The 26,344-nt window shown below is 55.7% G+C and carries 28 protein-coding genes; 10 read left to right on the top strand and 18 right to left on the bottom strand.

The window, feature by feature from the left end:
- Window positions 1–72: 72 nt before the first annotated feature.
- The 3 genes from AC2FFB_RS02040 to AC2FFB_RS02030 all read left to right on the top strand — a co-directional run bounded on the left by AC2FFB_RS02040 (window position 73) and on the right by AC2FFB_RS02030 (window position 2,664).
- Entirely contained in the window at window positions 73–876 is an 804-nt protein-coding gene (locus AC2FFB_RS02040) for a chromate resistance protein ChrB domain-containing protein (protein WP_496874434.1), read from the top strand.
- Complete coding sequence (chrA, locus tag AC2FFB_RS02035; protein ID WP_496874433.1) at window positions 873–2,129, top strand: chromate efflux transporter; 1,257 nt, start codon at window positions 873–875, stop codon at window positions 2,127–2,129. The genes AC2FFB_RS02040 and chrA overlap by 4 nt, the downstream gene beginning before the upstream one ends.
- Before the next feature lie 76 nt (window positions 2,130–2,205).
- Complete coding sequence (locus AC2FFB_RS02030) at window positions 2,206–2,664, top strand: SspB family protein (protein ID WP_281972137.1); 459 nt, start codon at window positions 2,206–2,208, stop codon at window positions 2,662–2,664.
- A 34-nt stretch (window positions 2,665–2,698) separates the two neighbouring features.
- Here the strand turns inward: AC2FFB_RS02030 and AC2FFB_RS02025 are convergent, their stop codons facing one another.
- Window positions 2,699–3,262: a hypothetical protein gene (locus AC2FFB_RS02025; RefSeq protein WP_496874432.1), complete on the bottom strand. Its 564-nt coding sequence runs from the start codon at window positions 3,260–3,262 to the stop codon at window positions 2,699–2,701.
- A 206-nt stretch (window positions 3,263–3,468) separates the two neighbouring features.
- On the opposite strand from AC2FFB_RS02025, the gene fumC reads away from it, so the two are divergent.
- The 4 genes from fumC (at window position 3,469) to AC2FFB_RS02005 (ending at window position 5,922) form a co-directional block, all read left to right on the top strand.
- Complete coding sequence (gene fumC / locus AC2FFB_RS02020; RefSeq protein ID WP_496874431.1) at window positions 3,469–4,863, top strand: class II fumarate hydratase; 1,395 nt, start codon at window positions 3,469–3,471, stop codon at window positions 4,861–4,863.
- Window positions 4,863–5,039 carry a DUF4169 family protein gene (locus AC2FFB_RS02015; RefSeq protein ID WP_142633944.1) on the top strand — a complete coding sequence of 59 codons (177 nt, stop codon included), beginning with the start codon at window positions 4,863–4,865 and terminating at the stop codon, window positions 5,037–5,039. The genes fumC and AC2FFB_RS02015 overlap by 1 nt, the downstream gene beginning before the upstream one ends.
- A complete protein-coding gene (locus AC2FFB_RS02010) occupies window positions 5,036–5,251 on the top strand; it encodes a ribbon-helix-helix domain-containing protein (protein WP_271947000.1) in 216 nt (71 codons plus the stop codon). The genes AC2FFB_RS02015 and AC2FFB_RS02010 overlap by 4 nt, the downstream gene beginning before the upstream one ends.
- A gap of 68 nt (window positions 5,252–5,319) precedes the next feature.
- On the top strand, window positions 5,320–5,922 hold the full coding sequence (locus AC2FFB_RS02005) for a DNA-3-methyladenine glycosylase I (protein ID WP_496874430.1): 603 nt from the start codon (window positions 5,320–5,322) through the stop codon (window positions 5,920–5,922).
- A gap of 6 nt (window positions 5,923–5,928) precedes the next feature.
- Here the strand turns inward: AC2FFB_RS02005 and AC2FFB_RS02000 are convergent, their stop codons facing one another.
- The 4 genes from AC2FFB_RS02000 to AC2FFB_RS01985 form a co-directional block, all read right to left on the bottom strand.
- Window positions 5,929–6,810, bottom strand: a complete 882-nt coding sequence (locus AC2FFB_RS02000; RefSeq protein ID WP_496693197.1) for a fructose bisphosphate aldolase — start codon at window positions 6,808–6,810, stop codon at window positions 5,929–5,931.
- 72 nt (window positions 6,811–6,882) lie between these two features.
- Window positions 6,883–8,232, bottom strand: coding sequence for a cytochrome P450 (locus AC2FFB_RS01995; RefSeq protein ID WP_496874429.1), 1,350 nt, complete (start codon window positions 8,230–8,232; stop codon window positions 6,883–6,885).
- The gene (locus tag AC2FFB_RS01990) at window positions 8,229–9,443 is read right to left on the bottom strand and encodes a hypothetical protein (RefSeq protein WP_496874428.1); all 1,215 of its coding nucleotides are present in this window, start codon (window positions 9,441–9,443) and stop codon (window positions 8,229–8,231) included. Before AC2FFB_RS01990 ends, AC2FFB_RS01995 begins: the two co-directional genes overlap by 4 nt.
- A 63-nt stretch (window positions 9,444–9,506) precedes the next feature.
- A complete protein-coding gene (locus tag AC2FFB_RS01985) occupies window positions 9,507–10,259 on the bottom strand; it encodes a cytochrome c biogenesis CcdA family protein (RefSeq protein WP_281994656.1) in 753 nt (250 codons plus the stop codon).
- 105 nt (window positions 10,260–10,364) lie between these two features.
- Here AC2FFB_RS01985 and AC2FFB_RS01980 point away from each other — a divergent pair, with 105 nt between their 5' ends.
- Window positions 10,365–10,598 carry a sulfurtransferase TusA family protein gene (locus tag AC2FFB_RS01980; RefSeq protein WP_271946987.1) on the top strand — a complete coding sequence of 78 codons (234 nt, stop codon included), beginning with the start codon at window positions 10,365–10,367 and terminating at the stop codon, window positions 10,596–10,598.
- 45 nt (window positions 10,599–10,643) lie between these two features.
- On the opposite strand, the gene AC2FFB_RS01975 is transcribed toward AC2FFB_RS01980, so the two are convergent.
- From AC2FFB_RS01975 to purC, 7 genes are all read right to left on the bottom strand, one after another.
- Complete coding sequence (locus AC2FFB_RS01975) at window positions 10,644–13,379, bottom strand: Rne/Rng family ribonuclease (RefSeq protein WP_496693200.1); 2,736 nt, start codon at window positions 13,377–13,379, stop codon at window positions 10,644–10,646.
- Between the two features lie 506 nt (window positions 13,380–13,885).
- Window positions 13,886–15,220 carry a sigma-54-dependent transcriptional regulator gene (locus AC2FFB_RS01970; protein ID WP_142633961.1) on the bottom strand — a complete coding sequence of 445 codons (1,335 nt, stop codon included), beginning with the start codon at window positions 15,218–15,220 and terminating at the stop codon, window positions 13,886–13,888.
- 12 nt (window positions 15,221–15,232) lie between these two features.
- Entirely contained in the window at window positions 15,233–17,011 is a 1,779-nt protein-coding gene (locus tag AC2FFB_RS01965; RefSeq protein WP_142633963.1) for a sensor histidine kinase, read from the bottom strand.
- A gap of 36 nt (window positions 17,012–17,047) precedes the next feature.
- Window positions 17,048–17,716 (bottom strand): phosphoribosylformylglycinamidine synthase subunit PurQ, encoded by a 669-nt coding sequence (purQ, locus tag AC2FFB_RS01960; protein ID WP_496693201.1) that lies wholly within the window; start codon window positions 17,714–17,716, stop codon window positions 17,048–17,050.
- A 22-nt stretch (window positions 17,717–17,738) separates the two neighbouring features.
- Complete coding sequence (gene purS / locus AC2FFB_RS01955; protein ID WP_142633967.1) at window positions 17,739–17,969, bottom strand: phosphoribosylformylglycinamidine synthase subunit PurS; 231 nt, start codon at window positions 17,967–17,969, stop codon at window positions 17,739–17,741.
- A 95-nt stretch (window positions 17,970–18,064) separates the two neighbouring features.
- Complete coding sequence (locus AC2FFB_RS01950) at window positions 18,065–18,724, bottom strand: MarC family protein (RefSeq protein WP_142633969.1); 660 nt, start codon at window positions 18,722–18,724, stop codon at window positions 18,065–18,067.
- Window positions 18,725–18,853: 129 nt separating this feature from the next.
- Window positions 18,854–19,609 (bottom strand): phosphoribosylaminoimidazolesuccinocarboxamide synthase, encoded by a 756-nt coding sequence (gene purC, locus AC2FFB_RS01945; RefSeq protein WP_271946969.1) that lies wholly within the window; start codon window positions 19,607–19,609, stop codon window positions 18,854–18,856.
- Window positions 19,610–19,795: 186 nt separating this feature from the next.
- Between purC and AC2FFB_RS01940 the strand changes: the two genes are divergently transcribed.
- Together AC2FFB_RS01940 and bmt are read left to right on the top strand one after the other, a co-directional pair.
- Window positions 19,796–20,113 (top strand): DUF1476 domain-containing protein, encoded by a 318-nt coding sequence (locus AC2FFB_RS01940; protein ID WP_142633973.1) that lies wholly within the window; start codon window positions 19,796–19,798, stop codon window positions 20,111–20,113.
- A 118-nt stretch (window positions 20,114–20,231) separates the two neighbouring features.
- Entirely contained in the window at window positions 20,232–21,245 is a 1,014-nt protein-coding gene (bmt, locus tag AC2FFB_RS01935) for a betaine--homocysteine S-methyltransferase (RefSeq protein ID WP_271946964.1), read from the top strand.
- 5 nt (window positions 21,246–21,250) lie between these two features.
- Here the strand turns inward: bmt and AC2FFB_RS01930 are convergent, their stop codons facing one another.
- The 6 genes from AC2FFB_RS01930 to ccmE form a co-directional block, all read right to left on the bottom strand.
- Window positions 21,251–22,027 carry an enoyl-CoA hydratase-related protein gene (locus AC2FFB_RS01930; RefSeq protein ID WP_142633977.1) on the bottom strand — a complete coding sequence of 259 codons (777 nt, stop codon included), beginning with the start codon at window positions 22,025–22,027 and terminating at the stop codon, window positions 21,251–21,253.
- Between the two features lie 71 nt (window positions 22,028–22,098).
- Window positions 22,099–22,557: a cytochrome c-type biogenesis protein gene (locus tag AC2FFB_RS01925; protein ID WP_142633979.1), complete on the bottom strand. Its 459-nt coding sequence runs from the start codon at window positions 22,555–22,557 to the stop codon at window positions 22,099–22,101.
- A complete protein-coding gene (locus AC2FFB_RS01920) occupies window positions 22,554–24,518 on the bottom strand; it encodes a heme lyase CcmF/NrfE family subunit (protein ID WP_496693202.1) in 1,965 nt (654 codons plus the stop codon). The genes AC2FFB_RS01925 and AC2FFB_RS01920 overlap by 4 nt, the downstream gene beginning before the upstream one ends.
- A 75-nt stretch (window positions 24,519–24,593) precedes the next feature.
- The gene (locus tag AC2FFB_RS01915; RefSeq protein WP_281972146.1) at window positions 24,594–25,172 is read right to left on the bottom strand and encodes a holin family protein; all 579 of its coding nucleotides are present in this window, start codon (window positions 25,170–25,172) and stop codon (window positions 24,594–24,596) included.
- Entirely contained in the window at window positions 25,163–25,774 is a 612-nt protein-coding gene (locus AC2FFB_RS01910) for a holin-associated N-acetylmuramidase (RefSeq protein ID WP_496712543.1), read from the bottom strand. The genes AC2FFB_RS01915 and AC2FFB_RS01910 overlap by 10 nt, the downstream gene beginning before the upstream one ends.
- Window positions 25,775–25,895: 121 nt before the next feature.
- Window positions 25,896–26,342: a cytochrome c maturation protein CcmE gene (ccmE, locus tag AC2FFB_RS01905; protein WP_496874427.1), complete on the bottom strand. Its 447-nt coding sequence runs from the start codon at window positions 26,340–26,342 to the stop codon at window positions 25,896–25,898.
- Window positions 26,343–26,344 lie beyond the last annotated feature (2 nt).

Below are 26,344 nucleotides of genomic sequence, written 5' to 3'. Positions count from 1 at the left end.
GTAAGATTGCGAACGCCCCGTGAGGCGACAGCCCAAGTTTCGCATGTATCCGTCGATCACAGGAGACATGCCATGCCTGCGCCTAATGCTATAACATCGAAACAACTGTTACGTCTGATCGGAACGTCCCGGGCGCCTGTTCTAGTGGACATCTGCACTGACACCGATTTTGAACAGGACCCTTATCTGATACCGGGCTCGGTTCGTCATCCGGCGAAGGATCTGGATGGGCTGAAGGGGCTCATCGCTAACCGCCCCTGCATCATCATTTGCCAAAAGGGCAAAAAGCTGAGTCAGGCCGTTGTTTCCTGGCTGAGGAGTGAAGGCGTAGCCGCTGAGTATCTGGAAGGCGGCATGTATGCTTGGCGCGAGACGCCCGATGCACCGCGCATCCCATTTGCAGATATACCAGCGTCTCCTTCACTCTGGGTAACGCGCCATCGGCCTAAGATTGATCGCATTGCTTGCCCCTGGTTGATCCGGCGTTTCATCGACCCCAACGCACGTTTTCTGTTTGTTGCCCCATCCGAAGTGGCAAAGGTATCCGAAGTCTTTAACGCCACCCCGTTCGATGTTGAGGGCGTCCGCTGGAGCCATCGTGGGGATAACTGCACATTTGATGCTTTGGTAAAAGATTTCCAGCTTGCTACGCCCGCAATGAACAGGCTTGCGACAATTGTCCGGGCCGCGGATACGAACAGGCATGATCTGGCGCCCGAAGCAGCCGGGCTTCTTGCGGTCTCGGTGGGGCTATCGCGCCTATATAAAGACGACCATCAGGCCATCGAGGCCGGGATGCATCTGTACGATGCCTTGTATCTCTGGGCCCGCGACGGGTTTGATGAGAAACATGATTGGCCGGCAGTCGAGAAATGAGCACACCAACATATCCTGAACTCATCCGCGTGTTCGGCCGCATTGGATTGCTGTCCTTCGGCGGCCCGGCAGCCCAGATATCATTGATGCATCAGGAACTCGTCGAAAGGCGTCCCTGGCTGGACGAAGAAACCTATCTACGGGCTCTGTCGCTGTGCATGTTGCTGCCCGGCCCCGAGGCGATGCAGCTTGCAACTTATTCCGGCTGGCGTCTGCGCGGCGTCTCGGGCGGTATGATCGCAGGCAGCCTGTTTGTTCTGCCCGGTGCGATCATTATCTCAGCATTGGTGGCACTATACGCGGCCTATGGCGCGCTTCCTCTGGTGCAGGCCGCGTTTCTCGGCGTCAAAGCTACGGTGATCATCATCGTGCTACAGGCCCTGCGAAACCTGTCCCGCAAAGCGCTGTCGGACGTCTCACATCGTGCGATCTCGGGCCTCGCGTTTCTGGCAATCTTTCTGTTCGACCTCCCCTTCCCCGCGATCATCGCGGCGGCAGCCCTTTGGGGGTATCTGAGCTTCAACGGCGTCGCCGCCCGACCGGTCGACACCCCCACCCCGCGCCTAAGCGATGTGCTGCGGAACGCGTCAATCTGGTTGGTTCTGTGGCTTGGCCCGTTGTGGCTGTTAAGTCTTTCTGGTCAGAAACTTCTCAGCGATCTTGGCTGGTTCTTTGCCCGCCTCGCAGTTGTGACATTTGGCGGGGCCTACGCTGTTCTAGCTTACATGACGCAGACCGTTGTGGATCAGTATAACTGGATATCCACAGATCAGATGATCGACGCGCTTGGTCTGGCGGAAACGACACCGGGGCCTTTGATTTTGGTAACACAATTTGTCGCTATGCTGACCGGTCAGATCTCGGGCGGATCGATGCTGGCCATCGCCGCAGGTATCGTTGCACTTTGGGCAACATTCGTTCCCTGCTTTCTGTGGATATTCCTCACAGCCCCCTATCTTGACCACATCGCTGCGCGGCCCCGGTTATCGGCGGCCCTGCAAGGTATTACTTCTGCTGTGGTTGGGGTGATTCTCAACCTATCCGTGTGGTTTGCCCTGAATGTGCTGTTTTCAGAACTGCCAAATAAAACCTTTGGACCAATCAGCCTGCCCTGGCCTGAATTGACCTCATTGGATGTGAAAGCTGCTGTGCTGACTGTCTTCGCCGGAGCGTTGATTTTTAAACTTAAATTGGGCATGGCGCTTACGCTAATGGTTATGCTAGCTGCTGGCACCGGCCTGTTTTTTCTCTGAACAGTCAGCGTGTAACCGGCCTTTCGTTTCCAAAGGAATCCCTTATGCTGAGGGAAGCCACTTTTGAGGATGACACATGTCGCAAGACATCGACTATGGGAACCTGATGCACACCGCCATGCGCGGGTTGATCAAGACGGTTCTGACCAGCGTTTCAGAAAATGGCCTGCCGGGTGCGCACCACTTTTTCATTACCTTTGATACCAGGTGTGACGGCGTGGAAATTGCCGACTGGCTGCATGATCGTTATCCGGAAGAGATGACTGTCGTGATGCAGCATTGGTTCGAAAATCTTGAGGTCGGCGAAAGCGGATTTGCCATCACGCTCAACTTTGGCGACGCGCCGGAACCTTTGTACATCCCCTATGCCTCGATCAAAACATTTGTCGACCCCTCTGTGGAATTTGGCCTGCGTTTTGAAAGCCCGGATGAAGAGGATGACTTTGATCCGATGGACGATGAGATAATCGAGGTCGAAGAAGAACCGCAACAGCATGACGCTGATGTCGTGTCCCTGGACAGCTTCAGAAAATAGTATATGCGCTGGAAAGCCTCGTGGTTCGCGGGGCTTACTCTTTCGTCAGGAACGTCTCTACGGAACGTGATTTGGTACCGTTGCGGAAACGGGAAAATGACAGGTTCAGACCGCCTTCTGCCAGCGTTCTGTCATATTGCTGCAGCTCATAGCCGCCATTTTCTGCAATGAACAACGAAAACACGGTCAAAGTTTGACCCTCAATCCGGCCCCAGACGAACGGTTCCCCCTGCATCGGGTCAAGCGGAACTTCATGGCCGAATACATTGCGCTTCATGGCCGCGGAAAAGATGTCCGATCTGTCCGAGGTCTGAAAATCAATCGAGAATGCCTGTTCCTTGACGCGGCCATTCAGTTTGTAAGTTGTCGTCTTCCAACTAACATTGAACCCGTTCTTCAATTCCTGGATTGACACACTCATATCACGAGGTGTTTCGGTCCCGTTTGCATCGACAACATTGGCAGACCCAACGTAGCTGCCAACAAAGGGCTCAATATCTGCCGCATGAAGCGGATTTACCACCAAGGAGGCCCACAGAACGGTGGCAAAGGAATAGAAAATGAATTTCAGGCAAGTGGTCGGGTGATTCAGACGCATTGCGGCCTCCGGCGTGCTCTGACTCTATAGTAGCTCACCCACCGGCGCGTACAATGGCGGTGATGGCGATTGCGACGAGAAAAATGACGCAGCTCTGCGCCTATACCTTTGTCAGGCATAAGTTTATGGTGCGCGCAACTGGCCGATTGCACCGCGACGCTGCTGACTGTAATTGGCATGCAATGGTATACATGACGGAGTGACCGATGTCTCAAACCCGCACCGAATCCGACAGCTTTGGCCCGCTGGAGGTTCCCGCAGACAAATACTGGGGTGCGCAGACCCAGCGTTCGATTATGAACTTCCCCATTGGATGGGAAAAACAGCCTGTGGCCATCGTGCGGGCCTTAGGTGTGATCAAAAAAGCCTGCGCCATCCAGAACAAGTCGACCGGGAAACTGGACGCGCGAATTGCGGATGCGGTGATTCAGGCCGCGGGTGAGGTTTTTGAAGGTAAGTTCGATGACAACTTTCCGCTGGTCGTCTGGCAAACAGGATCCGGCACCCAGTCGAACATGAACTCGAACGAGGTTATTGCGAACCGGGCTATCGAAATCCTGGGTGGTACAATCGGCACAAAAGACCCGGTTCATCCAAACGATCATTGCAACATGGGCCAGTCCTCGAACGACACGTTCCCGACGGCCATGCATATCGCCACGGGTATGAGCGTTCGGGACGTTCTGCTGCCGGGTCTGGAAAAGCTGGCCTCGGGGCTGGAGCAGAAGGCCGAAGAATTCAAAGACATCATCAAGATCGGCCGGACCCATACGCAGGATGCCACGCCGCTGACACTGGGTCAGGAATTTGGCGGCTACGCCCATCAAATTCGTCAAGGTATCGCACGGGTCAACGCCGCGATGCCTGGCATTTACGAGCTTGCCCAGGGCGGCACCGCTGTTGGTACCGGCCTGAACACCCAAACCGGGTGGAGCGAGGCAGTCGCTGCGAATATGGCTGATATCACCGGCCTGCCCTTTGTGACCGCTCCGAACAAGTTCGAGGCGCTGGCCGCCCATGATGCGATGGTTTTCCTGTCAGGCGCACTGGCGACCATCGCTGGTAGCTGCTATAAAATAGCGAATGATATCAGGCTGTTGGGCTCGGGTCCGCGATCCGGTTTGGGCGAATTGATCCTGCCCGAGAATGAGCCCGGATCGTCGATCATGCCGGGCAAGGTCAACCCGACCCAAGCCGAAGCGCTGACTCAGGTCGCAGCCCATGTCATGGGCAATGATGCCGCCATCAAATTCGCCGGCAGCCAGGGACATTTCGAATTGAATGTCTATAACCCCATGATGTCCTACAATCTTTTGCAGTCGATCCAACTGCTTGGTGATGCCACAGACAGCTTTACCGAGCGGATGTTGCTGGGCATTCAGGCCAACGAACCACGCATCGAAAAGCTGATGAAGGAATCGCTCATGCTGGTCACCGCCCTTGCCCCAACCATCGGGTATGACAACGCCACGACCGTCGCCAAGACCGCGCATAAGAATGGCACCACCCTCAAGGAAGAGGCCATCGCGCTTGGCTTTGTCGACGCCGAGACCTTTGACGCGGTTGTGCGTCCCGAACAAATGATTGGGCCCAAGGACTGATGGCAAAGCCGGTCAATCTTAACCGGTACAGAAAAGACAAGGCGCGGGCCGAGAAAAAGGCCCGCGCCGACCAGAACGCCGTGTCATTTGGGCGCAACAAAGCCGAGAAAGACGCAAGTAAAAAACACCTGGAAAAGTCCCGGCGCGACTTGGATGGACACGAGATCGACAAATGAGTGGACGTCCCATCAAACGCTCATTGACGCTTAAAGGTCATCGAACCTCGGTATCTCTTGAGGACGAGTTTTGGAAAGCCTTTCGTGCCATTGCGGCTGATAAAGATATGGCAATCAACGCCTTAGCTGCGGAAATTGATTTTAACCGCGACCCTGAGGTCGGATTGGCTTCGGCAATACGCGTTTATATTCTGAACTGGTATCGCGGCTGACTTTCCGTTCTTGATTTGACCTCTGAAAAACGCCTATGCTCATACCAGAACAAAAGGGGTACATCGCGATGAACAAGACAGTTACCGGCCCAGACGGTCAACCGCGTTGTGCATGGTGTCAGTCTGCGCCAGAGTTTTTCGACTATCACGACAATGAATGGGGCTATCCGGTCAGCGACGATCAGCGTTTGTTTGAGAAGCTCTGCCTTGAAAGCTTTCAGTCCGGCCTCAGCTGGCGCACCATTCTTTCCAAACGCGAGAACTTTCGAAAAGCATTTAAACATTTTGATTACAACGCAATAGCGAAGTTTGATGAGGCAGATGTCACCCGTCTTTTGCTGGATGCAGGCATTGTCAGGCACCGCGGAAAGATCGAAGCAGTCATCAACAACGCCCGGCGTGCCCAGGAGCTGGTGGCAGCTGAGGGGTCGATTGCAGCTTATGTCTGGCGCTATGAGGCCAGTTCACCGCCAGCGCCACAAACAGCCTCAACTTCGGCTGAATCTATTGCCATGTCCAAAGACCTTAGAAAGCGGGGATGGAAGTTTGTGGGCCCGACCACGGTTTTTGCATTCATGCAGGCCATGGGTCTTGTAAACGATCATGCGACCGAGTGCTCTATGCGGGAAAAAGCGGCACAGATGCGCCGCGATTTCACTAAACCGGAATAGCGCAGCTTAGGCAGAGGCGCGAGAAATCTTATCGATATTGCTGCCGAGGGCCGTATTGAATTCGGCATCTGACTGCTTTTTCGACAGTCCTTCGGTCAGCGCACGAGAGAAAGACGCAATCATCTTGCTATTCTGCGCCAGCAGATCACAGGCTTGTTCGGTCGAATATCCGCCGGACAGGGCTACGACCCGCAAAACTCTGGGGTGGTCAGCCAGATCGTCATACAGATTAGCCTGGCTGGGGATGGTAAGCTTAAGCATGACATCCTGACCATCATCCAACTGATCTAGGTTCTGCAAGATTTCCGATTTTAGAATTGCTTCGGCTTCGGCTTTGGTGGTCGAGTTGATGTTCACCTCGGGCTCGACAATCGGAACCAAACCGGCGGCAACGACTTCACGCGCCACATCGAACTGCTGCGCGACAACGTTTGCGATGCCTTTGGCGTTGGCCTCATGAATCACGGAACGTTCCTTAGTGCCGAAAACGCCTTCGGCTTTAGCCAAAGTGTCGGCCAGACCGGGGATCGGTTTCATGACCTGAACGCCATTGGCCTCATCCTCGAGGCCCTTGTCGATCTTCAGAAACGGAACAATGCCTTTTACGTTCCAAAGAAAATCTGCGACTTTACGGCCATCAATCTCTTCGCCGAGCGTGCGTTCGAACAGGATCGCGCCGATGACTTTGTCGTTTGTGAAGCCATCCGCCAGAATGATACGCGCGCGCATCTTCTGGATTTCGCCGAACATCTCTGCGTCCGAGCCGTATTCTGACGCGTCTACCCCATAAAGCGCCAGCGCCTTTGGGGTCGAGCCGCCACTTTGGTCCAGAGCAGCAATAAAACCGGCACCGTTGGACATCTGCTCGCGCTGTTGTGTTTTGGACATATGACTTTCCCGTTCGAAATGATTCCGCGTTTTTCAACCGCATACAGCATGGAGCATGCCGATGGTAGTTTGTTAGCGCTCAACCAGGCGCAACCAAATTCCATCTTTGGATCTGACGGTCAGATGAGCCACCGGAACCGGCTCTGGCGTGTCCGAGATTTCGAACCTGAACTTCCGCAGTAGTGACGACAGCAATAAGGGACCTTCGACCATTGCAAAACCGGCACCGATGCAAATGCGCGACCCGGCCGAGAATGGGATGAATGCCTCTCTGGGACAACTTTCCTCATTGCCCTTGGCCCAGCGGGACGGGTCGAACCCGTCGGGGTCTGCCCACAGACGTTCGTGCCGATGCAGGTGCCATGGGCTGATGACTATCTGCGAGCCCGGTTTAATAGCCCGGCCCCTGAAGTATTCGCGGCATGTGGCCTCTCGCACCATCATCGGGACCGGAGGGTACAGGCGCAGCGTTTCCCGAAACACATCGCGGCTGAGCTTCAGCAGCGATACGGAGGTAAAATCGGATAGGTCCAGCCCTTGCGCCTCGGCCGCCAGCTTGTCCTGCCAATCCGGGTGGGTCGCCAAAAGGTACAATGCCCAAGCCAACGCAGAAGCGCTGGTCTCGTGGCCTGCCAGAAAGAAGATCGCCACCTGATCAGCCATCTCCTGCGTGTCAAAACACTTGCCGGTCTTGGGATCAGCCGTTGTCATGATCTTTGTCGCCAGATCATGCGGCGCCTGCCCGGCCTCAATCATCCTCGCGCGTTGAGCGGTCATTTCGGTGATCAGCATCCTGATTTCACGCGCGGCCTTGCGAGTTTTTCTGGAATGTAGCCGCGGCATCCATTTGGGCAGAGGCAGAAACGCCGCCAAATTCAACAGCGGTTGCTCTCTTTGATAGGTTCGGAATTTCTCAAAAACCTGAGACGCAACGCGGTCTTCAATCGGTACAGAAAAAAGCGTTCGAAAGATCACATCCGCGGCGACGTGACTGGTAACCTCTTCGCACTCGATGACAGAACCGGCCTGCCCGCGCAAACGTGCGACGCAGGCCTCGGCCGCCTGTACCATGGCCGGATAGGTATCTTTCAGGCGCCCGCCTTCAAAGGCCGGATCGATAACCCGGCGCTGGCGTTTCCAGTTTTCACCATTGGTTAGAAAGACGGAATTTCCCAGTAATGGCCGCAGACCCTCGCCAATACGGTCTGATTTCGGAAAATCATCGGGGCGTTTTTTCAGAACGGTTTCAACAAGCTCTGGTTGGTTCGTCAAATATGACCGAAAGAACGGCGTTTTAAACTCGGCCATCCACGCGCGGTACAATCGCTGTGGCTGCGCCGACAGGATGTCCTTGCGAAACAATCTGAAATAGCGCCACAGCGAAACTTTGTTTGGCCGCGATGTGGGCTTTGGCGGGGTCATGCTTGCACCGAAACATACTTGGATACAGATCGCACAATCCGGGATCCCGAAGGTTTGCGATCGGCGAACCGATGCCCAAGCGACAGAGGCCCGGCAGTCACGCGGAAATAATCGTACCTGTCCGGGTGATCAAAGGCACAGAGATATTGGAAATGCAGTCTGAAAAACCGCCACCTCAGGGCGCGCCACCGTTCTGCTGACAGCGTTTGCGTAAACGCTGCAGATAACACCAAAGGCCAGCGCTGATCGGCATCCGCGACCCCGCTTACAGCGACAGGATCACACAGAGCGAATGCGCAGCCGTCCCCGGGTGCAGAAATGTCGACCCAAGCCAAGTCTTCGCGTTTCGAAAGAAACCTCAGGTCCGCGCGCAGATCATATGCGTTGGGCAGGAACGAGACCATGGGAACCACCTGCCCCAATGTCAGAAAGGACAGCTCTGGCCCGTCTGTGCCCACCCGTCCGGATCGGATCAGATCGGCCAGAACCGTGACACCCAGATGAGCGCCGGAACTGTGGCCGACGATCAGAACCTCATCCGTCTCATCGGTAAGAGCTGCGGCAATCGCATTTGTGAACTCCGATAGGCGTCCGGCCAATTCAGGAGGCGTTTTTCCGCCTGAAGCCGCTGAATAGGCGTAATCGTGCATCAGGTAATAGACGAACAGCTTGTTGTCGATTTTCCGGAACCACAGCATCAGCACATAGGCAACACCAATAGACAGAACCAACGCCACCAAAGACAGGACCGGCGCAAGCAGAACTGTCAACCCGATGACCACAGCCATTGCGACCAAAAGCTGTGCGATCAGCATCACGATCGGATAAAGAGCGGCTATCACCGGTCCTTTGCGCAATCGCATCAGGCGCCATAACACCCCGGTCGAGATATAGATCCATGCCGTACGCAGCATCTGCAGATAGGTGGCCGCAATCGAGTTCGACATGCTGGAGCGTACGATGTCAGACCAGACCAGCACCTCGACATCTGTGTGAACTTCTGCCCCGTCCTGAACCGAATGGACGTGCCATCCATACAAGCCCTCTCCGGTTTTGGGCGAGACCGAGATTTCATACCCTGAAATAGCCGCCTGTCTTGCGCTTTCACTGCGGTAGAGCTCGCGATAGCGCCGTGGGGGGATCGGGTCATATCCGGGAATATAGAATACCCTACGCCGTTTCATCCGAGGCTGATTTGTCTGACTGCTCATGGTCTTACCTTCTGCGACGCAGGTTAGCGCAGCATTACAGCCAAAGTAAGTCAGATAAGAGGGTTACCCAAAGTTTGCCAGCGCCGGGAAGGCTTCCAACAGCCACCAGCTGAACTCAGTGAACAGGCCGGTGATCAGCATGATACCAACAAACAGCAACAGGCCACCCATGATCCTCTCGATCAGTGCCATATGGGGCTTTATTCGGTTCATCACCGACATGGATCGGTTCAGGAACATCGCGGCGAGCAGGAAAGGTATGCCAAGACCCGCTGCATAGACGCCCAGCAACAATGTCCCACGTGCGACGGATGCCTCGGAGGCAGCCAGCGACAGGATCGCACCCAGTTGCGGGCCGATACAGGGCGTCCAGCCAAAGGCGAAGGCCAGACCCAGAATATAGGCCCCAAAGACAGACCCGCCGCTGTCGCCGGCTTCGATCCGGGCCTCACGGTCAAGGAATGGGATGCGGAAGACGTTCAGGAAATGCAGGCCAAAAATGATGACCACCGCGCCTGAGATCTTGGCGAACAGCACTTGGTTCTGCAGCACGAACGCCCCAAACGCAGAGGCTGTGAAGCCAAGCAACAGAAACACCGTGGACAGCCCCATGACAAAGAACAGCGCCGAAAGTGTCGCTTTTCTGCGCGCGCGGACCTCATCCTGCATCTCGTTGATCGTGACGCCGCTCATATAGGCGAGATAGGGCGGCACAATCGGCAGCACGCAGGGCGATAAAAAGCTGATCAACCCACCGAGCAATGCGATGAACATGGCGGGCAACAGCCCTGCGTCAATGATATCAATTCCGAACATGTTTCAGCACATATGTCATGAAGTCGCCCGCGTCACGGGGCCATTCGGTCACATCCTCGTGGTTGCACGCTGGACACCGTCTGAAAGTGGAAATATCTCAGGTACATGTCAAACCAAACCGAGACACTGGACGCGTTGGGGCTGCTGTGCCCTCTGCCCGTCCTGAAGGCCCGTAAACGGCTCAAGTCAATGCCCGCGGGAGCGGTCTTGAAAGTGCTGGCGGATGATCCCGCTGCAGTCATTGATGTTCCACATTTCTGCATGGAAAGTGGACATCGCTTGCTGTCACAGGAAGAATCTGACGGGCATCAGGTCTACACCATCCAGAAGTCCGTTTGAGACCCGTCAAATAAAAAGGCGGGCTCTGAGGCCCGCCTTTTCAAGTTACTGGCCCAACGACCACCAACCGCGCCGTTTTGGCTTGGCAGGCTCCGATGGCGTTTCCGGTTCATCCGCAACCACTTCCAGCACAGGCTCTGTGACTTCTACTGTTGGTTCCTCAGTGGCTTCAACCGCAACAACCTCTTGAACAGGCTCTGCCGCTTCCGGCGTTTCTTCTGTCGGCACGGCAGTTTCCGAAACCGTTTCCTGTTTCGGTGCTGCTTCGGCTTCGACAGTTTCGATTTCTGCCGGAGCTTCCGTTTCAGCTTCGACCTTGGCCTCTGGTTCAGCTTCGACGACCTGTTCGGTTATCGTCTCGGCATCTTCGGCGTCCTTCTTCTTGCGACGCGGAGCCCGGCGGCGTTTAGGCTTGGCAGGCGCTTCTTCCTGCGTCTCTTCCACCGCTACTACGGCATCTGTTGCAGGTTCTTCCACAGCTTCCTCGGACGCTTCAGCTGTATCTTCATCAGCCTCTTGCCCGTTAGAATCCTGCCCCTCGGCACCACCATTGCCCTTCTTGCGACGACGCCGACGGCGCTTGCGCTTGGGTTTGGTTTCATCTTCAGCCTGCGGCGTTTCTTCTTCGACGGTCTCTTCTTCAGAGGCGTCGACCATTTCCATCAGCGTGGCATCAACCGATACAACCGGCGCACTGGCTTCGGGAACAATCCGGCTGGCGGTCTTGAACTTCTCCATCGAGAAATCAGGGCTTACCAGATGCACATCCCCTTCGATGCGAACCGACAGACCATAGCGCGCTTCAATCTGTGCGATATGCTCGCGCTTTTGGTTCATCAGGAAGTTGGCGATGCTGACCGGGCAGCGCACCAGCACCTCGCGTGAGCGACGGCGCGTGCCTTCTTCCTCGATCTGGCGCAGAATGCTCAGCGCCATGTTGTCATCCGAACGGATCAGGCCGGTGCCATGGCAGGCCGGACAAGGCTGTGTCGTTGCCTCCAACATACCGGGACGCAGGCGCTGTCGGCTCATTTCCATCAGACCAAAACCAGATATGCGACCAACCTGGATGCGCGCACGGTCTGTTTTCAGTTTTTCTTTCAGGCGTTTTTCGACAGCGGCGTTGTTCTTCCGCTCGTCCATATCGATAAAATCGATGACGATCAGGCCGGCCAAATCACGCAGACGCAACTGGCGGGCTACCTCTTCGGCGGCCTCAAGGTTGGTCTTCAGGGCCGTTTCCTCGATCGAGCCTTCTTTGGTTGCCCGACCCGAGTTCACGTCGACCGCCACAAGCGCTTCGGTCACACCGATCACGATATAGCCACCCGATCTCAGCTGTACCGTCGGGTTGAACATCCCCGCCAGATAGCTTTCCACCTGATAGCGCGCGAACAATGGCAGCGCGTCTTCGTACCGCTGCACATTCTTGGCGTGCGACGGCATGATCATTTTCATGAAGTCCTTGGCGATGCGATATCCGCCTTCGCCTTCGACCAGAACCTCGTCGATGTCGCGATTATAGAGATCGCGGATCGACCGTTTGATCAGGTCGCCTTCTTCATAGATCTTCGCAGGCGCGATGGATTTCAACGTCAGCTCGCGGATCTGTTCCCACATACGTTGCAGATATTCGTAATCGCGCTTTATTTCGGATTTGGTGCGTTTCGCCCCGGCGGTCCGAATGATAAGACCCGCCCCTGTCGGGACGTCAATCTCAGCCGCAATTTCCTTAAGCTTTTTGCGATCAGGCGCGTTGGTAATCTTACGGCTGATGCCGCCGCCCCGCGCGGTGTTCGGCATCAAAACACAATATCGGCCAGCAAGTGACAAATAAGTGGTCAGAGCTGCACCTTTGTTGCCACGCTCTTCCTTGACGACCTGCACAAGCAGAACCTGGCGTACTTTGACGACTTCTTGAATCTTGTACCGGCGCGCGCGCGGTTTGCGCGGTGGACGGATGTCTTCGCTGTCATCTTCGTCGGCAACCGACTCAATGGTCTCGTCTTTTGCAGTGGCGTCCGTACGGGTGTTTTCTTCTTCGTCGTCGCCAGCCTCGTCAGGGGCGTCCTCGGCGTTGGCTTCAGCGCTTGTCGCGTCATCCGCGTCCGTCTCAGTCGCGGTGCTTTCCTGCGCCTCGGCTTCTTTGTCCGTGCCGTCCTGATCAGCGCTAGCATCTGATTGGTCGACTTCTTCCGCAGGCGCGTCTTCAGTTTCTGCGGTTGCTTCTTCCGCCTCCGGTTCGTCCGTCGGCTCTTCTACAGGAGTTTCTGCCACATGATCGGCCGGAGATGTTCCTTCTTCTACAGAAGGATCATTGGCCTCATCGCTCTCATCCAGGTCAATCGTTTCCATGCCTGTGGGTTCGGACGAGACTTCGACCGATTCCACTGCATCATCCGATTTGATATCGGCAGCCTTGGCGCGCGAGCGCGAACGGCGTCTTTTGGGCTTGGTTTCCTCAGCCTCATCACGCGCACGCATTGCCTCGGCATAGGCGCGCTCTTCTTCCATCAGAGCTTCGCGATCAGCGACGGGAATCTGATAATAGTCGGGATGAATTTCCGAGAACGCCAGGAATCCGTGGCGATTTCCGCCATAGTCAACAAAAGCTGCCTGCAGCGAGGGTTCGACCCGTGTAACTTTTGCTAGATATATGTTGCCAGCAAGCTGACGTTTGTTTTCGGATTCAAAATCGAATTCCTCGACCTTGTTTCCGTCAACCACCACGACGCGGGTTTCTTCCGCGTGGGTGGCATCGATAAGCATTTTCTTAGCCATGTTTCCTTAGTGCACCGCGCCAAACGCGTTGTCCTAACCCGTCCAGGAGGATGGGTGCTTTTGGGGTGGTGTCTTGTCAGGGCGATTTCAGACGGCGCGCTGCAGGGTCTGGCACTATGGCCCCCTGCCCGTACACTCAGTCGTTGCGCGCGCGTCATCGCGGTTCTTCTCCGACAGGCGCGAACAACCGCTGCCTGCCCATTTATTCCTTTCGCCCGCTTTTCTGCGGGCTCAGGCGTTCAATCACCCCGTTAAGGGGCACAATCGGTCTGCTTGGCCAGTGTGGGACCTGGTCTCCACCAGTGGCGTAGCAGCGAATCTCAAAGATCGGGACTTTTCGGCGTCAAATCCGCCCAGCCCGTCTGGTTACAATAAAAGCAGTCCTGTGGAAAAGACAATGGGCAAACTGCATTGAAGACCCCGACCACCGGTCGGGATCTCGTTATCCAGCTAAAAACATTACTTGGTATCACCCAAAGGGCCACAAAGGCATCGCCTCAAGCCCGTCACAGGTAATCGGAACGTTGCAGGCCATATTTGGCCATCTTCTCATTCAATGTCCGACGCGGCAGGCATAGTTCATCCATAACCGAGGCAATCGACCCCTTATGTCGCCGCATGGTATTGTCGATCAGCATCCGCTCGAATGCCTCGACATATTCCTTGAGCGGCTTGCCTTCGGTCGTCATCACGGGCTGCATTTCTTCGTGATCAGACATCAACAGAGACGCGATCGTCCCCGATCCGCGACGGGATTGCAGCACGGCACGTTCCGCGATGTTTATCAGCTGCCGTACGTTTCCGGGCCACGGCGCTTGCAAAAGCTGAGCTGCCTCTTGCGCACTGACCTGAGGTGCATCGCAGCCGTATTCTTCAGCGAATTGCTCGCTCAGCCGTGTGAACAGGGTCAGAATGTCTTCACCGCGCTGACGCAGCGGCGGCATTGTGATCCGCAATGCTGCAAGCCTGTAGAACAGATCAGGGCGCAGAACGTCCTCGCTGGTTTTCCCAGCTTCCTGCAGGTTAGAAATGGCGACGATGCGGGTTTCGGCAGGTGTGCCCTGATCGTTCATGACACTCAGCAGTTTCGCCTGAAGCGTATCGCTGAGCGCCTCGACATCCTCCAGAACCAGAGTTCCACCCCGGGCTTCCTCAATCGCGGGCAACTGGCTGTCTTCTGGCATCATCGGGCCGAACAGACGCTTTCCCAAGGCCTCTTCTTCGAGGGCAGCACACGAAACCAGAACAAATTTTTTGCCTGCGCGACTGCCAACAGCGTGCAACGCATGTGCAACCAGGGTTTTCCCGGTGCCGGTTTCTCCGTCGATTAGAACATGACCGTCAGCCTGCCCCAGATCCAGAATATCCTCGCGCAGGCGCTCCATCACGGGGCTGGCACCGATGAGCTTGTTCATGATCTGAGTGCCACCGGACAGCTCGCGGCGCAGGGCCCGATTGTCCAGCGTCAACCGGCGGGCATTGCTGGCACGTTTGGCCAGTTCGGACATCCGATCCGGGTTAAACGGCTTTTCGAGGAAATCAAACGCACCCACGCGCATGGCCTCGACCGCCATTGGCACGTCACCGTGGCCTGTGATCATGATCACCGGCAAGGTGCTGTCCGCGCCCATCAGCTTTTTCAACAGCTGGATCCCGTCCATACCAGGCATCTTGATGTCCGATATGACGATACCCGGATAATCCGGACCCAGAACTTTCAGTGCATCCTCGGCGCTGGAAAAGGTTTCAGTGTCATATCCCGACAGTGCCAGCCATTGGCTGATCGACTGGCGCATGTCCTGTTCGTCATCAACAATGGCGATTTTCATGGCCTGTGCCATATTCATTCCTCGTTATTCAGCGGCCTCAAGGCCATCGCTTCCAAGTATCGGCAGTTGCATCTCAAACACCGCGCCACCGTGCTGGCTGTTGCGCGCGGTCAGCCGTCCCCCATGGTCGTTCACGATACCGGATGAGATGGCAAGCCCCAGACCGACTCCATCGCCGGGTTGTTTGGTCGTATAGAACGGCTCAAACAGGTTTTCGATGTCTTCAATCCCATAGCCATTATCGCGTACAGTCAGCACCGCCTGGTCACCCGCGGCCAGTATGATTTCAACATCCGGTTCCGATACAGACTTGGTGGCGTCCAAGGCATTACGCAAGAGGTTCACCATCACCTGTTCGATCCGCATGCGGTCGCCCATGACTAGTACGCTTTCTTCCGGCAGTATCTGCGTAATCTTGACGTGCCTCTGTCGCAGTTGCGGCTCCATCATGGAGAGGGACGAAGCGAGCGCTTCGCCAAGGTTAACTGGTGAAAACGCATCCGCACCCTTGCGGGCATAGGACTTGAGCTGGCGTGTTATTGCGCCCATTCGTTCAATCAGACCGTCGATGCGGCCAAAGCTGGCCAGCGCCTCTTCGGGGCGGTTCCGTCGCAGCAGCAAACGCGCGCCGGCAAGATAGGTCTTCATTGCAGCCAAAGGTTGATTCAGCTCGTGGCTGACGGCCGCAGACATCTCGCCCAGGGCTGCGAGTTTCGAGCTTTGGGCCAGCGTCTGCTCGGCTACTTCCAGCGTCTTTTCAACCCGTTCCCTCTCAGCGATTTCCCGCTGTAACCTTGCGTTCAATGCGCGAAGCTCTGCCGACTCGCGCTGGAACAAGGCCATTCTGAACGTGGCCCTACGGCTGAGCGCATAGAAGGCAAGCGCCAACAGAATCGCAAAACCCATGATTTCCAATGCAAGAACGCTGTTTACCTTCTCACGGATCGAGGCGTAGGTCGTGAACGAGGTCATCGTCCAGCCGCGGAATGGAATGCGTGTCTCCATGCGGATCACCGCCTCGCCCTGCAAATAGGCGTCGGGGGGCAGAGCCGTCCAATCGGTCGTGGCCCTGATAGCGCGCTGGATGGCACTTTGCGGCGGCTGCCGCAGCATGGCGGCCCCCTCTTCTACTCCGCGCCATTGCGGTTCAGTCGACAGAATAATGGTGCCCGTACTGTCAGCGACCAGAACAGCATCGGAGATCCCTGCCCAGGCGCGCTCAAATTTTTGCAGATCAACCTCGACAACGATGACACCAAGGATGTCCGACGAGGCCTCCATCCGGCGCGAATAGATAAAGCTGTAACCACCAGATTCCTTTTCAATCACGGTGAAGATGGTCGAGTTTGACCGAATGGAATCTACAAAATACGGCGCGTTTCTGTGCGTCTCGCCCAACCGGCTGCGATCAGTTGCGGCAACAGATCGGCCATCCCGGTCTAAAAGCATCAAGGATGCGGCGCCTATCTCTTCGACAAAAGAAATAAGTCGCTGCGTGGACAGTGTAAAATCGCTGGATTGCAGCGCCGAGATCAGCGTCGGATCCCGCGCTAGCAGCTGCGGCACAATCGCATTTCTGCGCAGCTCGCTCAGCAGGTTCCCGGAATACAGAGCAAGGCGCAGCTCGGCCCGGTTTCGCGTGGATTCAGTAAACCGATCCGTCAGCAGACTGTTGGTTATCCATATCGTCGCAACCGTTACCAACAAAAGCACCAGAACAGCCGCGCGCAAAGGCCAGCCAAGAGGCGCAGCGCGGAGCGGTTTGAACAGTGCAGACCAGGTAGAGCGTGTGTCGGAACTCATCCCCGAAAGTTACGCGGGCTAAGATGCAAGCTCAAGTCACGCAGGTGCGACGATGCCCGACAATGCGCGAAACAATGCCGTTCCATCGGTGCCACCATGCCCTTCGTCTGCCGCTCGTTCGGGATGCGGCATCATACCAAGAACACGGCGGTTTTCAGACAGAATGCCCGCAATGTCGCCAACCGAGCCGTTCGGATTCTCGGTATAGGTGAATGCGATCCGGTCGTGATCCCTGAGCGTGGACAATGTAGCCTCATCCGCGAAATAGTTTCCATCATGATGCGCAATCGGAATGCCGATCACTTCGCCAGCGCTATAGCCTTGGGTAAAGGCACTGTCGCTGGTTGCGACCTTCAGGCCTACGGTACGACAGATATATTTCAGGTTCGCATTGCGCAGCAGAGCTCCGGGCAGAATTCCGGTCTCGGTCAGGATCTGAAACCCGTTACAGATACCAACGGCGTATCCGCCACGCTCGGTGTGGTCGACCACGGCCTTGCAGATCGGGGATTGTGCGGCAATCGCTCCGCAACGCAGGTAGTCTCCATAAGAAAACCCGCCGGGGACACCAACAATGTCCACGCCCTTGGGCAGAGCAGCATCTTTATGCCAGACCATGTCTACCTGAAATCCGGCCTGTTCAAAGGCAACGGCAAGATCCCGATCACAGTTGGAACCGGGGAAAACGATGACAGCTGCGCGCATGGCTAGCCCTCCTGCAAGCGGTTCAGACCAGTTCGATCTCGTAGCGTTCGATGACCGTGTTAGCCAGCAGTTTTTCGCACATCTCGGTGACGTCCGATTCCGTCGCACCCTCGGCGAGTTCAAGATCAATCACCTTGCCCTGACGGACGCCTTCGACCTGATCAAAACCCATGGCACCCAATGCGTGGCGCACCGCTTCACCCTGAGGGTCAAGTACCCCGGTTTTCAGCATCACATGCACACGTGCTTTCATTTACTGCAACTCCAGCTGAGGGCCGGTATTTGAGGCCCGTTCCGTTGTGCGCGGGGATAGCGCGACTGTCTGCGTTCGACAACCCTTGTCAGCACCTACTCGGAACCCTTTAGCGCGGGATAATGCGTATCTATTGCGTTGAAGGTCCCTGTCAGAACCATTTCAACCGCTACGGCAACCAAAATGATGGCCATAACACGGGTGATCACATTGATCATTGTCGGCCCAAAGAACCTGGAAATAGGGTCAGCGAATAACAATCCCAGCCCGACAATAGCGCAGGCAATCAAAACGGCCGCCCCCAAAGTTACTACCTCGGCGCCGTCGGGCAAACTATGCGCGAACACAATGGTTGTCGCGATAGTGCCGGGCCCAATCGTTAACGGGATAGCCAGGGGAACAACCGCAATGTTCTTCTTCTGCGCGCCATCTTTAACGGCTTTCTGATCGCTTTCTGACCGGTCAGACGCGTTCAGCATCGACATACCAACCCCAAGAATGATCAACCCACCAGCGATGCGAAAAGACGGAATGTCGATACCGAAAAGCGCCAGAATTTCTTCGCCGATCAGTACCGAAATCAGTGATACAATCACAACCGTGGCTGTCACAACCATTGCAACGCGTTTACGTTCTGGCGGGCTATACCCCTCGGTCATGCTGAGGAAAATCGGGATGCCGTATAGCGGGTTGAAAATCGCCAGCAGCGCAGCGAGGAACTTTAAAAATACTGCCTGATCAAATAGCTCGGCCATTTTTATTCACCCGATTACGCTTGTTCAACAAACAATGCCGGACAAGCTGCGGCCCTGTCAAATACCCGATCTCAAATAAAAACGCCGCCCAATATCGGCGGCGTTTTTGCGTTGTTCTTCGGCTTTCGATCAGTTGATCAGGGTCGGTTTGGACACATTGCTTTTCGGCAGAACGCCTAGGCGACGCGCAACTTCCGAGTAGGCGTCGGTCAGGCTGCCCAGGTCGCGGCGGAATACGTCCTTGTCTAGCTTCTGGCCGGTTTCGATATCCCAAAGACGGCAGCTGTCTGGGCTGATTTCATCCGCTATGATCAGGCGCTGGAAGTCACCTTCATAGACGCGACCGATTTCAATTTTGAAATCGACCAGACGAATGCCAACCGCCAGCATCACACCGCTCATGAAATCATTCACCCGCAATGCGAGGCTAAGAATGTCTTCCATGTCCTGCTGGCTGGCCCAGCCAAAGGCGGCGATATGTTCTTCGGTGACAAGGGGATCACCCAACGCGTCGTCCTTGTAGCAGTATTCCACTATCGGGCGCGGCAGCTGTGTCCCCTCGGCAATGCCAAGGCGTTTGGACATCGTGCCAGCCGCGAAATTGCGAACAATAACTTCAAGCGGTACGATTTCGCAGTTGCGGACCAACTGTTCGCGCATGTTCAGGCGACGGATGAAATGGGTCGGCACACCGATTTGATTCAACCCGTTCATAAAGTATTCGCTCAGGCGGTTGTTCAGCACACCTTTCCCGTCGATCACGTCCTTCTTTTCAGCGTTGAAGGCAGTGGCGTCATCCTTGAAATACTGCACGATTGTACCCGGTTCAGGGCCTTCATACAAAATCTTGGCCTTACCTTCGTAAATTTTCTTGCGACGCGCCATAAGCGACCTTTCCAGACTGTCGCGAGGGAAAAAGTTCCTTCGCCTTGGCGCTCTCTTAGTCCAACCCCCACCTTCCCGCAAGTTCCGAGGACCGAGAGGCTTTGACGCAGCGCAAATACCTTGCACCCGGATCGTCGTATCGTCATATCATTAAGGAAAGAACTACCAACCCAAGGGGTCCAACTGATGACTACGTTTGACGAGCGCGAAAACGCATTCGAAGCTAAATTCGCCCATGATGAAGAAATGCAGTTCAAAGCACAGGCGCGTTGCAACAAACTGCTTGGCCTTTGGGCGGCCGAAAAACTGGGCAAAACCGGTAATGAAGCCGATGAATACGCAAAATCCGTTGTGATTTCAGACCTGGAAGAAACCGGGCACGAGGATGTCGTGCGCAAAGTTTCCGGCGATCTCGGGGATCTGTCTTCGGATGACGATATCCGTGCAAAAATGGCCGAGTTTCTGGTCGAGGCCAAAGCACAGGTTCTCAACGAAACCAACTAAGGTCTCACCGCAATATTCATGATCTTCATGAGATTTATGAATTTGATTTGACGCCCCGGTCATGAGACACGGGGCGTCTCGCATTTTTTGCGCGGCTCGCCAGTTTCGGAATATTCTTATGACAAATGCGCTCAGCAAACTTCTGGACTCCAACACGACTCTTTTGGCGGATGGAGCAACAGGTACAAACCTATTCAACATGGGCCTGCAGTCGGGCGACGCGCCCGAGCTTTGGAACGTCGATGCGCCGGATAAAATCCGCGCGCTGTATCAGGGTTCGGTGGACGCAGGCAGCGACCTTTTCCTGACCAACACATTCGGCGGGACATCTGCGCGTCTCAAACTGCACGAGGCTCAGAACCGGGTCGCTGAACTGAACCGCGCAGGCGCAGAACTTGGCCGTGAGGTTGCTGACAAAGCCAACCGTCCGGTTATCGTCGCGGGATCGGTCGGACCAACCGGCGAGATCATGCAGCCTGTTGGCGCCCTGTCCCATGCCGATGCCGTGGAAATGTTCCACGAACAGGCGCAGGCATTGAAGGACGGCGGTGTCGATGTTCTTTGGGTCGAAACCATCAGCGCCCCAGAAGAGTTCAGGGCCGCGGCAGAAGCCTTTGCGCTGGTCGATATGCCCTGGTGTGGCACGATGAGCTTTGACACGGCTGGCCGCACCATGATGGGTGTCACATCCGCCGACTTTGCTCAGTTGGTTGAAACGCTCCCTAACCCGCCGGTTGCCTTTGGCGCAAATTGCGGGACTGGCGCGTCTGATATTCTGCGCACTGTCCTTGGATTTGTCGCACAAGGTACGGAACGACCGCTGATATCAAAAGGCAATGCCGGTATTCCGAAATATGTGGATGGACATATTCATTATGACGGCACGCCGGAACTGATGGGCCATTATGCGACCATGGCGCGAGAGGCTGGCGCAAGCATTATCGGCGGATGTTGCGGCACAATGCCCGAGCATCTGCGGCACATGAGAGCTGCGCTTGACGGTGCCCCGTCCGGTATACGCCCAACCCTTGATCAGATCACAGACGCGCTGGGCCCGTTCTCATCCGCAACTGACGGGACTGGCGAGTCCGCCCTTCCGGAACGGCGCGTGCGTAAACGCCGCCGCGCCTGACAACCTCAACGCCCTTCGAATTTCGGGGGGCGTTTTTGCATGAAGGCAACGACGCCTTCGGAAAAGTCTCGGCTGCGGCCACATTCACCTTGCAGATGCGCCTCTGCCTCGAGCTGTTGCGGCAGAGTGTTTTCATAGGTGCCGCGAATAGCCTTTTTGATGGCGCCAAACCCTGAGGTTGGACCTTTGGCCAGATACATGGCCCGCTTGCGCCAATGCGCTTCGAACTCCGCGTCGGGAACGGCTTCCCAGATCAGGCCCCAGTCGTCGGCCTGTCGAGCACTGATCTTATCGGCAAAAAGAGCAGCGCCCATGGCTTTGGCGAACCCCATCTGGCGCGGCATAAACCAGGTGCCTCCAGCGTCGGGCAACAGGCCGATACGGGCAAAAGCCTGCAGGAAATAAGCACTCTCCGTCGCGATCACGATATCCGCGCATAGCGCCAGATTGGCCCCTGCCCCCGCAGCAGCGCCATTTACTGCGGCGATTGTTGGAACCGGGCAATTATAGATTGCTTCAAGCATGGGCTCGTATTCGTCGCGCAGCGTGCGCTCAAGATCAATCTTCCCGGTGCTTGAGGCATCACCTAAATCCTGACCCGAGCAAAAAGCGTTTCCCTTACCGGTCAAAACAATCGCGCGGGCATGGGTGGCAGCGTGTTTCATCGCGTGCGTGACTTCGGCCCGCAACTGAGCGGTCATTGCGTTCAACTTCTCTGGGCGGTTCAGAGTTACCACTGCCAGATCATCCGCAATGTCCAACAGGATCGCTTCGTATTCCATCCACCCCTCCAAGGTTCGCTGCGCCTGCGACCCTGCCTCAATTTCCAATGAAGGAAAAGGTGAACCGAAGGTCAATCTTTGAGGATTTCGCGTAATCGTTCTTTCTCGGCGTCGCTAAGGAGGCCGTCACCTTCCCTTCGGTCCTGTTCCGCCGATCTTTTGCGTAAAAAGCTGAAACCAGTCGCCACAGCGATCAAAAGCATGATCGGACCGGCCAGCCACAAAAGGATGTTCGATCCTGACGTTGTTGGCCTTAGCAAAACATATTCGCCGTAGCGATCAACGATAAAGTCAATCGCCTGTCCATCTGTATCGCCGGCCACCAGGCGTTCGCGCAATAACAGGCGCAAGTCACGGGCCAATCCTGCATTGCTTTCGTCTATGCTTTCGTTGCGGCAAACCAGACAGCGCAAGCCGGAACTCAGATCCCGCGCCCTCTGTTCCAGGATCGGATCATCAAGCACCTCGTCAGGTTGGACAGCCATGCTTGGCGTTGCCAATAAAAGCAGTATCAGTAGAAACCGTTTCATTCCGCCGGAACCCCCTGCGTCGGCGTCTTGCGCGCGCCTGCCGCAACGCGAAAACGCCTGTCGCACAGGCTAAGAACGCCACCGAGCGCCATCAGTAGGCACCCGCCCCAAATCCAATTCGCTAAAGGCTTGATATAAGTCCGCACGACCCAGCCACCATTTGTCTGCTGATCTCCAATGACGACGTAAAGATCCCTGAGAAACCGATAGTCAATCGCAGCTTCAGTCGTTGGCATCCTTGAAACTGGGTAGTCGCGTTTTTCCGGATGCAGTGTTGCGATTGTTCGACCGGCCTGTTCGACCTTAACATCGGCTGTGGTTGAGAAATAGTTGGGCCCCTCGACATTCCGAACCTGTTCAAGTGTCAGGGTGAACTGGCCAACCTCGAAAGGCTGCCCCGTCTGCGCAACGCGGATATCCTCGACCTCCCATGCGGTCAGCCCGGCGATGGCAAAGATCGTAACCCCCAGTCCGGTATGGGCTGCAGCCTTGCCCCAATCGGCACCGGGCAGTCTGAACAGACGCTGCAGGTTGTTTTTTCTTCCAGTACGGCTCCAAAGGTCCACAATAGCGCCAAATGTGATCCAGGCCCCCAGAAACAGCCCCACGGGTCCCAATGCGCTGCGACCGGTCTGCATGACCCAAACGAGCAAGCCAAGCGCAACCGCCAGAAGGAATGCGAACCGCAACGAATGCGCCGCCTTGCCAAGCTTTCCACGTTTCCACGGAAGCATTGCACCAAGCGGTAATACAATCCCCAGCGCAACCATGAACGGTGTGAACGCCGCATTAAAGAACGGCGCGCCGACCGAGAGTTTGCGATCAAATGCCATCTCGGCCACCATCGGCCACAAGGTTCCGAAGAACACAACGAAACAGCTGACCGCCAATAGAATGTTGTTCAGCACCAGGGCGCTTTCGCGGCTGACCATACCAAACACGCCCTTGGCCTCCATCGCTTGCGCGCGTGCCGCATAGAGTGTCAACGCACCGCCAATGAAGACCACAAGAATGATCAGGATAAACACGCCGCGTTCAGGATCATTGGCAAAGGCATGTACCGAAGTCAAAAGCCCCGATCGCACAATGAACGTCCCGATCAGCGAAAAGCCAAAGGCGATAATCGCCAGAAGGATGGTCCAGCTCTTCAGCGCTTCACGCTTTTCGACCACGATAGCAGAATGTAACAGGGCTGCCGCCAATAGCCACGGCATGAAAGAAGCGTTTTCGACCGGATCCCAGAACCAGAACCCGCCCCAGCCCAGCTCGTAATAGGCCCACCAGGATCCAAGCGCGATCCCAATAGTCAGAAAAATCCATGCGGCCAGCGTCCAGGGACGCACCCACCTCCCCCAAGAGGCATCCACGCGCCCTTCGATCAGCGCGGCCACTGCAAAGCTGAATGCCATGCTCAGGCCGACATAGCCCAGATACAGAAACGGCGGGTGGAATGCCAAACCTGGATCTTGCAATAATGGGTTGAGATCCCGCCCATCGAACGGGGCGATAATCAGACGGTCAAATGGGTTCGAGGTGAGCAGGATAAAAGCGTAAAACGCCACCCCTACGGCCGCCTGAACCGCCAGCACGCGCGCTTTGAGAGTCGGAGGTAACCCTGCGCCAAAAAAAGCGGCCATGGCCCCGAAAACTGCGACGATCAGGACCCACAGTAACATTGACCCTTCGTGGTTGCCCCACGTGCCGCTGATTTTATACAGCATCGGTTTGGCGGAATGGCTGTTTTCAACCACTATCCGCAATGAGAAATCAGAGGTGGTAAAGGCCCAGACCAACGCCGCGAAAGAGAAGGCGACTAACAGAAACTGTGCAATAGCGGCGGTTTCTGCAAAGGACATCCAGCCAGTCCACCGTTTCGCCGCCCCTATCAGCGGAATGACCGTCTGAACGATGGCGACGAGAAAGGCGAGTATCAGCGCGAAGTGACCAAGTTCTGTAATCATGGTCCCGCATATATTCCTGTTGAGGGACAATCACCAATCACTTTCGCCTCTGCCGGACGCACATAGTGTCGCGGGTCAGGCGGACCGACCCCGCCGCCAATCCTCGAGCGCAGGGTTGAAATCGGGTTTTAGGACCTCATCGGCCAAGCCTGCATCTGTCCCAGTATCAGCGACCCCAATCAAACGTTCCCGCATCTCTGCCAGTGTTTCGATGTTTTCCATAACTTTCGGAGTACGTGTCATCGTTGCCGAAATTTCACGCTGCAGATCCTGCACTTTGGTCTGGTGTCTTGCGCCGAAATAGAACGAGACGACCACGCCCAACAACCACCACAAGGGCTCAGGTACCAACGCAATCCCCTGCATCCGAGCGGCAAACCAAAGCGGATCGACCATAGCGGCGATAAACAGCCCCAATGTTCCCAAGGCCATGGCGGGGCGCGGCAGCCGGTTGAGCCCATCCATAAAACGGTCAAATGCACTTTTTTGAACCCGCTCGAACTCAGCCCTATACTGTTCCAGTACTCCCTGTTGTCGCGTCAGGTCGCGTTTAGCGCCCTGCTCAGCATTTTCACGAAAGACTTCGGTTGTTTCACGCACGACATTCCGACCCTCGCCAAACAAGAACGCAAATATTCCCGAGATCAGCCCCATTCAGAAACCCTCCTTTGAAACTCTGCGTCGCTAAGATGATAGGTCGGTGACAGGAATTCCTCGGCGCGTCGTATCCAGCCACCTTTTGCCCCAGACCGGGACCGAGCATATTTGCGAGAGGCTGGACGCCGTTCCGCTATCCGGAAATAATAGTTTCTCCTGGCAACGCCATAAGCATCCCGCAGCGCGACAGGGTCCGGTTCAGACGCAGCACTGCAAGCCTGCGCCGTCTGCGGGCCCACAACGCCATCTACGACGACATGATACCCCATTTCACGCAGCAAATATTGCATAATTTTAACAGCTTGAACGCCTGAATTCACGTACATGTCGAAAACAGATGGCTGCAGAATGTTAGGCAGTAGGTGTAATCGCGGTTTTGAGAAATAGTGGCGGATAAAGATTTCAACGGCCTGCGACCGGCTCAGCCGCCTTACATCGGATACATCAACCATCCCGTCCTGCGTCAGGTCCAGTTGCAATCTGCGCATGGTATGGATTGTTACGCCGAATTTTGTCGCTCCACCCGGATCGTCGGGGTCATCGACAAAACCACCTTCACGCGTAACTATCTGTTCCGCGATCTGCCGAACCGTCTGCATGTACTGTTCTCCAACTTGGGACAGACAGACGCTCGGACAATTCTGTTAATACAGCTAAAATAGAAAGGGCGCTGCATGTCGATCCACGCAACGCCCGAATTCCGATCTCAAAGCCTATGGCTCAGCTCTCGCCGGCCTCCTTGTAAATACCTTGTTCTTTCAACGCGTCCACAACCTCTTTTGGCATATAGGTCTCATCGTGTTTCGCAAGAATTTCTGAGGCTTCAAAGACTCCGTTTACGTAGCTTCCGGTACCAATCATACCCTGGTTTTCCGAGAACAAATCAGGCAAAACCCCAGTAAACGTGACCGGCACACTTTCGCCACCGTCCGTCACCATGAAACGCACGGTTTCCCCTTGCCCCCGCACGATCGAACCCTCTTCGACAAGACCACCGATCCGGAATATTTCAGTCGGTTTTGGTGGCTCTGCCATTACTTCACTGGGTGAGCGGAAGAAATTGATGCCGTCCTGCATAGCGTATCCGATCAACGCCGTAGACACTGCCAAAGCAACGATTGACAGAAGGATGATCTGAACGCGACGACGTTTCTTGAGCGTTTTCATTT

This window comes from Ruegeria sp. YTSA219 (genome assembly GCF_059609985.1).
The sequence above is the reverse complement of the archived record's forward strand: the minus strand, read 5'-3'. Positions and strand labels throughout refer to the sequence as shown.

What these genes read in the sequence shown, in the direction of transcription:
- AC2FFB_RS02000 (WP_496693197.1), bottom strand. Translation starts at nt 6,810, where the DNA reads ATGTCCAAAACACAACAGCGCGAGCAGATGTCCAACGGTGCCGGTTTT.
- AC2FFB_RS01990 (WP_496874428.1), bottom strand. Translation starts at nt 9,443, where the DNA reads ATGAGCAGTCAGACAAATCAGCCTCGGATGAAACGGCGTAGGGTATTC.
- fumC (WP_496874431.1), top strand. Translation starts at nt 3,469, where the DNA reads ATGTCTCAAACCCGCACCGAATCCGACAGCTTTGGCCCGCTGGAGGTT.
- purS (WP_142633967.1), bottom strand. Translation starts at nt 17,969, where the DNA reads ATGAAAGCACGTGTGCATGTGATGCTGAAAACCGGGGTACTTGACCCT.
- AC2FFB_RS01985 (WP_281994656.1), bottom strand. Translation starts at nt 10,259, where the DNA reads ATGTTCGGAATTGATATCATTGACGCAGGGCTGTTGCCCGCCATGTTC.
- chrA (WP_496874433.1), top strand. Translation starts at nt 873, where the DNA reads ATGAGCACACCAACATATCCTGAACTCATCCGCGTGTTCGGCCGCATT.
- AC2FFB_RS02025 (WP_496874432.1), bottom strand. Translation starts at nt 3,262, where the DNA reads ATGCGTCTGAATCACCCGACCACTTGCCTGAAATTCATTTTCTATTCC.
- AC2FFB_RS01950 (WP_142633969.1), bottom strand. Translation starts at nt 18,724, where the DNA reads ATGGCCGAGCTATTTGATCAGGCAGTATTTTTAAAGTTCCTCGCTGCG.
- AC2FFB_RS02030 (WP_281972137.1), top strand. Translation starts at nt 2,206, where the DNA reads ATGTCGCAAGACATCGACTATGGGAACCTGATGCACACCGCCATGCGC.
- AC2FFB_RS02040 (WP_496874434.1), top strand. Translation starts at nt 73, where the DNA reads ATGCCTGCGCCTAATGCTATAACATCGAAACAACTGTTACGTCTGATC.
- AC2FFB_RS01910 (WP_496712543.1), bottom strand. Translation starts at nt 25,774, where the DNA reads ATGCAGACGGTTCGGCAGATCGCGGAACAGATAGTTACGCGTGAAGGT.
- AC2FFB_RS01970 (WP_142633961.1), bottom strand. Translation starts at nt 15,220, where the DNA reads ATGGCACAGGCCATGAAAATCGCCATTGTTGATGACGAACAGGACATG.
- AC2FFB_RS01975 (WP_496693200.1), bottom strand. Translation starts at nt 13,379, where the DNA reads ATGGCTAAGAAAATGCTTATCGATGCCACCCACGCGGAAGAAACCCGC.
- purQ (WP_496693201.1), bottom strand. Translation starts at nt 17,716, where the DNA reads ATGCGCGCAGCTGTCATCGTTTTCCCCGGTTCCAACTGTGATCGGGAT.
- AC2FFB_RS02015 (WP_142633944.1), top strand. Translation starts at nt 4,863, where the DNA reads ATGGCAAAGCCGGTCAATCTTAACCGGTACAGAAAAGACAAGGCGCGG.
- AC2FFB_RS01930 (WP_142633977.1), bottom strand. Translation starts at nt 22,027, where the DNA reads ATGGAATACGAAGCGATCCTGTTGGACATTGCGGATGATCTGGCAGTG.
- AC2FFB_RS02010 (WP_271947000.1), top strand. Translation starts at nt 5,036, where the DNA reads ATGAGTGGACGTCCCATCAAACGCTCATTGACGCTTAAAGGTCATCGA.
- AC2FFB_RS01940 (WP_142633973.1), top strand. Translation starts at nt 19,796, where the DNA reads ATGACTACGTTTGACGAGCGCGAAAACGCATTCGAAGCTAAATTCGCC.
- AC2FFB_RS02005 (WP_496874430.1), top strand. Translation starts at nt 5,320, where the DNA reads ATGAACAAGACAGTTACCGGCCCAGACGGTCAACCGCGTTGTGCATGG.
- bmt (WP_271946964.1), top strand. Translation starts at nt 20,232, where the DNA reads ATGACAAATGCGCTCAGCAAACTTCTGGACTCCAACACGACTCTTTTG.
- AC2FFB_RS01920 (WP_496693202.1), bottom strand. Translation starts at nt 24,518, where the DNA reads ATGATTACAGAACTTGGTCACTTCGCGCTGATACTCGCCTTTCTCGTC.
- AC2FFB_RS01980 (WP_271946987.1), top strand. Translation starts at nt 10,365, where the DNA reads ATGTCAAACCAAACCGAGACACTGGACGCGTTGGGGCTGCTGTGCCCT.
- AC2FFB_RS01925 (WP_142633979.1), bottom strand. Translation starts at nt 22,557, where the DNA reads ATGAAACGGTTTCTACTGATACTGCTTTTATTGGCAACGCCAAGCATG.
- purC (WP_271946969.1), bottom strand. Translation starts at nt 19,609, where the DNA reads ATGGCGCGTCGCAAGAAAATTTACGAAGGTAAGGCCAAGATTTTGTAT.
- AC2FFB_RS01995 (WP_496874429.1), bottom strand. Translation starts at nt 8,232, where the DNA reads ATGACCCCGCCAAAGCCCACATCGCGGCCAAACAAAGTTTCGCTGTGG.
- AC2FFB_RS01965 (WP_142633963.1), bottom strand. Translation starts at nt 17,011, where the DNA reads ATGAGTTCCGACACACGCTCTACCTGGTCTGCACTGTTCAAACCGCTC.
- ccmE (WP_496874427.1), bottom strand. Translation starts at nt 26,342, where the DNA reads ATGAAAACGCTCAAGAAACGTCGTCGCGTTCAGATCATCCTTCTGTCA.
- AC2FFB_RS01915 (WP_281972146.1), bottom strand. Translation starts at nt 25,172, where the DNA reads ATGGGGCTGATCTCGGGAATATTTGCGTTCTTGTTTGGCGAGGGTCGG.